Raw genomic sequence first — 4,765 nt, 5'->3', positions numbered from 1 at the left:
CGACAGATCCTCATACATGGCCCGTCATGGCCGTATCCGTTCCGCCCGCTCACGCTGAGGACCAAGGCGCCCGGGGCCGGGTCTGAGGACCCCGCTCCCCGGCCTCGGGCGTCATCCATCCGTGCCAGGAGGGGAGGAAATCGGTGGACAGGGACACCGAAAGGCAAGACTCCGGGCTGGGGCCGCCGGGCGGCGCGGCGCTGCGGCTCATTGCTGAAGGGCTCGGGGCGGCGTTGGGACGGTTGGAAGCCGCCGGGGTCGTGCTCGCTTGCGACGCGGGCGACCTGCCCACCACCGCTGTGCAGCAGGCGGCCTTGGAGGAGCGAACCGAGGCCGTCACCGCGGAACTGCGCCGGTTGCCCGCCGTCCGGCAGGCCATCGAAGTGGAGATCGAGGTGTTGGGCGCCCGGGTGCTCACCGTTTCGCCGGCCACCCCCTCCCCGGGGCCGGCATGAACCTTCCGGCCAGCACCGCGCCCCAGCCAGCCGCCCACCTGCGTGCGAGCGTCCACCAGTTCGCCGCCGCCACCACGGCCCCGGCCTTGGCGCGGCAGGCGGCGGCCGGGCTGCTGGAGGGCTGGGGACTTACAGATCTTCTCGACACCACGGCCCTGTTGATTTCAGAACTCATTACCAATGCCGTCCGGGCCACGGAAAGTTCGGGTGGTAACTTAAGGTCTATTGTATCCATGCGCATCAGCTGGGCCGCGCGAAGCCTCATCATCGAAATCTGGGATCGTAACCCGAAGCCGCCTGAACTTCAGGTTCAATATCTTGATCGTGAGAGCGGTCGGGGTCTCCACATTGTCGAAGCCCTGAGCCTTGCGGCAGCCTATTACCCGTCGCCCACCGGAGTTGGCAAAGTTACCTGGTGCCAGATTGAGGCACCGGTGCCGTCCGAAGCTGAGGAGTCGGGCCCACTTCTCCCACACCGCCGGCCCACGGTTGCACGTGCCGATCCTGGGTTGGTTTTCGATGACATGGCCGTACTGAAACGGGTGCTCGATGGCCTGCGCGCCATGGACGGCCGCCTACCCCGGAGCGACGCCATGAGATAATAGCGTCATATCCTCGCCCAATACAGCCGTACTTCCGGAGTTTCCTCATGCCGTTTTCCGCAGACCGCTGGATGACCGAATACCCCGCCTGGCTTCCCACCGATACCGGGGTACGCCGCGTATTTGCGTTGCCGGGCGGCCCGGTCTTGGCGGAGGTTCACGGCGGCAACCTCACGCTCACGGCGCTGGGCGGCGACGAAGCGGAGCCGCTGGCGGATGTCTTCGGGATGCCGGACGGCGCTGCCAGTGAAGTGCCGGAGCTGGCCAAGGAGCTGGCTGGCCTGGGCAACGTGGGCCGCTTCCGCAACCCCTCGCTGTGGGAGGCGCTGGCGACCGCGATCCTGCGCCAGGTCATCCGGGCGGGCCAGTCCAAGAAGCTCTACCGACAGCTGTGCGCAGCCCACGGGCAGCAGGTGGCCCTGCCGGACGGCGACACCTACGGCCTGTTTCCGAGTCCGGAAAAAGTCCTGGAGCTGGACGACGAACAATACGGAGAGCTTGGGCTCGCTTTCAAGCGGGCAGCGATCCGGGCCGCCGCCACGGCCTACCTGGCCCACGGCGAAAACTGGAAGCGTCTGTCCCTACCGGCCCTCATCGACGAATTGCAGAGCGTCCAGCGGATCGGCCCTTGGACGGCCGGCGCGGCCGTTGCCGACTACACCAATACCTGGGACCTGTACCCCTACGCCGATCTAGCCGTACGCACGTGGGCGGGGCGGGCTGTCCCGGCGCACCACTGGTTCCATAACGAGCGTGCCTTCGGCGCTCAGTGGCGGCATCTGGCGGGGGAACACCTATCGACCTTGACCCTCCTGACCCTTGCTTGGGGATCGCAACATGGAGACATTGGATGACGGCCCCGTCCTGGGCGCCGACCTGAACCGCCCGCTCGACGCCGTTTTTATCAACGCCCCCTTGCGTGACTACGGCCTGCGCCCACGGGTGAACGACTTCACCTTGCCGGTACTGGGCATGGCCTACATCGCTACCTACGCGAGCAGCCAGGGCTTCAACGTCGGCGTACTTGACGCCGAAGCCTTGGGACTCGGCATCAAAGAGACCTATCAGCTGGTGAACAGCCTCGGCCCGCGCTGGGCCGGCTTCAACCTCTTGGCCCCCACCTACGAGGTGAGCGCCGAAATCGCCGCCGGTCTGGACCGGGACATCATGGTCATGGTCGGCGGGCACCAGGCCAAGGCCATGCCCAAAGCCATCATCGCCGACCCCCGCTTCGGGGCGCTCGAAGCCCTGGTGCTTGGCGAGGGCGAAACCCGCGTGGCAGAACTCTTGCAGGACAAGCGATCCCGCGTCGACCTACCCGGCGTGATGTGGCTCGACCCCATCCTTCACCAGCCCGTCACTGGCGGCCAGCCGGGCGCGGGCCACCACCTGGCCCCAGATGTGGACCGCCTGCCCTTCGTCGACCGCCGGTTTCTGGTGGGCGACCCGTACCAGGCGCCAGACGGCCGCGTCGAGGCCAACATGGTCGGTGCCCGCGGCTGCCCGTACGACTGCTCATTTTGTGGCGCCGCCGTCAGCGCCAACCCGGACATCACCATCCGCACCCGCACCCCTGCCGGCATTATCGCCGAGATGGAGGTGCTGCACGCCACAGGCGGCGTAACCGCCTTCCGCTTCGTCGATGATCTTTTTCTCGGTTACGAGCGGTTCATCCGGCAGTGCATGGAGGCCTTCACCGCCGCCCGCCTCGGGGAGCGATTCGTCTGGGATGCCACCGGCCGTATCAACATCCTGCATCGGGCCGATGACGCCCTGTTGGATGTACTGGCCGCCAACGGCCTGCGGGAAGTTGCTCTGGGTGTCGAGTCCGGCAGTGAGCGGCTGCTTGGGTACATGGGCAAACGGATCAACCCCGAGATGACCCGCTCCGTGGTCCGTCGCCTCACCGAGCGCGGCATCTCGGTGAAGGGCTACTTCATCCTGGGCTTCCCCACAGAGACGCGCGAGGAGTTGGCGGCCACCGTCCGCCACGTCAGGGAGCTGTGGGAGGTGGCGGACGGCCAGCCAGGGAACTTCCGGGCCTCCGTCTTCGAGTTCCGCCCGTATCCCGGCACGCCGGAGTGGGACCGCATCGTGGCCACCGGCCGCTACCAGCCCGCGCAGCTTCTGGCCTACACCGCCGTTGACCTAACCGTTGGCGGCCTTGACGAAGCCATGCGCGGGCGCGACGAGTTCAACTTCTCGGTCACCATCCGGTTCGGGGAAGCCACCGTAGATGAGGTGCGGGCCGCCCTGGTGGAGCTGTCCCGCGAGCAGCACGCCCGTTCCAGCGTCCGCCGATGACTACCGGCTTTTTCCTCGCCATCGACGGCCCCAGCGGCATCGGCAAGAGCACGGTCACGGCCGCCCTGGCCCGGCAACTCGCCGGCGCCGGGCTGCCGGTGCTGGCGACCAAGGAGCCCACCGCCAGCCCCCTGGGCAGCCTGACCCGCTTCGGTACTGACGACTACCAGGGGATCACCCTCGCCTGCCTGGTGGCGGCCGACCGCTACCAGCACCTTGAAATGGAGATCCGCCCGGCACTGGCAGCTGGCACTGTCGTGGTGTGCGACCGATATGCGGCGTCTTCCCTGGTGCTTCAAGGCCTCGACGGCGTGCCCGCCGACTTCCTATGGACGTTGGCGGCCGCGGCCGACCGGCCCGATCTGACGGTCATCCTCGCGGGCGGCCCCGTCCGCTCCCGCGAGCGGGCGGCCCAGCGCGGCCTCTACAGCCGCTTCCACCGCGGCGGCCCGGAGGCCGGTGCAGCCGAAGCAGATGCCTACCGGACTGTTGCCGCCGAGCTGGAAGCTGCCGGCTACGCCGTGCTGTGCCACGACATCGGGGCTCAGACGGGGGAGGAAGTGGCCGCCGTACTGGCGGCGTCTGTGCTCTCCCGGCTGGAGGGCACCCGTACCGCTTCTTGAGCGGCCCGTACCAAGGAGTCGTACGTCTCCACCGTGCGTACGGCTTCCACCCCCAGCGACGCCACGAAGGCCGCCAACTCCTCCTGCACGGCGGCGGCCGGCGCGTCGTCGGGCACCATGCGTTCCAGCTCCAGGAACGTCCCGACCCCTTCCAGCTCATCCAGGCACAACGAAACCTCGCCATGCCGGCCGGTCCGCCGGAACTTGGCAACCCGGACCGTCGCCCAGTAGCCCATGCGAAGGATCGCCTCGTGCATCTGCTGGCGGTCTGCCACTTCCGTCTCGTACTCCAAGCAGTCCTGGGCGTTGGCGCCCGGCTGCTTGAGGGCGAACCAGTGGCGGCCGTTCACCGTGCGCAGCCGCAGGAATGACACGCCAAGCTTGCTGTCTCCGAAGGACCAGCCGAGCGGGGCGAAGGCCTGGTCGTCCTGGTACACCGCCTCGCCGAGGTTGATACCCCGCCCACTGAGCGCGCCAAGCACTGCCTCCAGGTCCGACACGGAATACTTGACTTCAACCTCGCGCACAACGTCTCCCTATAGGTCATGAGGTAGCAGGAAAAATTGTAACGGAACCCCGATGCTGCCTATGAGGGAGCCCGAGGGGAACGGTCAATGCTGGACCAGCTTGATAACCGTCCCCAGCTGGTTGTGTGTGGAATAACTTGGCGCGCGGGGTAGCTGTCTTGCGGCAACCTAAGCGCTCACAATATAATTGGCTTAGTGAACAACTAGAGTTTCGCAGTTTTCTTGATTGCCCTGCGATGGGCATTAAGGAGTCG

6 protein-coding genes are annotated in these 4,765 nt (G+C 66.9%); 5 read left to right on the top strand and 1 reads right to left on the bottom strand.

The window, feature by feature from the left end; translation table 11 throughout:
- The first annotated feature begins 143 nt into the window (after window positions 1–143).
- From ACY5KJ_RS13885 to tmk, 5 genes are read left to right on the top strand one after another with little or no spacing between them, the layout of a single operon-like run.
- Entirely contained in the window at window positions 144–455 is a 312-nt protein-coding gene (locus tag ACY5KJ_RS13885; protein ID WP_462188156.1) for a hypothetical protein, read from the top strand.
- A complete protein-coding gene (locus ACY5KJ_RS13880) occupies window positions 452–1,057 on the top strand; it encodes an ATP-binding protein (protein ID WP_462203533.1) in 606 nt (201 codons plus the stop codon). Before ACY5KJ_RS13885 ends, ACY5KJ_RS13880 begins: the two co-directional genes overlap by 4 nt.
- Before the next feature lie 47 nt (window positions 1,058–1,104).
- Complete coding sequence (locus ACY5KJ_RS13875; protein WP_462188158.1) at window positions 1,105–1,911, top strand: DNA glycosylase family protein; 807 nt, start codon at window positions 1,105–1,107, stop codon at window positions 1,909–1,911.
- Window positions 1,895–3,361, top strand: a complete 1,467-nt coding sequence (locus tag ACY5KJ_RS13870) for a B12-binding domain-containing radical SAM protein (protein ID WP_462203532.1) — start codon at window positions 1,895–1,897, stop codon at window positions 3,359–3,361. The genes ACY5KJ_RS13875 and ACY5KJ_RS13870 overlap by 17 nt, the downstream gene beginning before the upstream one ends.
- Window positions 3,358–3,984 carry a dTMP kinase gene (tmk, locus tag ACY5KJ_RS13865; RefSeq protein WP_462203531.1) on the top strand — a complete coding sequence of 209 codons (627 nt, stop codon included), beginning with the start codon at window positions 3,358–3,360 and terminating at the stop codon, window positions 3,982–3,984. Before ACY5KJ_RS13870 ends, tmk begins: the two co-directional genes overlap by 4 nt.
- Here tmk and ACY5KJ_RS13860 read toward each other — a convergent pair.
- On the bottom strand, window positions 3,906–4,511 hold the full coding sequence (locus tag ACY5KJ_RS13860) for a class IV adenylate cyclase (protein ID WP_462203530.1): 606 nt from the start codon (window positions 4,509–4,511) through the stop codon (window positions 3,906–3,908). The two genes, tmk and ACY5KJ_RS13860, sit on opposite strands and share 79 nt — an antisense overlap.
- Window positions 4,512–4,765: the final 254 nt, after the last annotated feature.

Source organism: Frankia sp. CcWB3 (genome assembly GCF_977927595.1).
The sequence above is the reverse complement of the archived record's forward strand: the minus strand, read 5'-3'. Positions and strand labels throughout refer to the sequence as shown.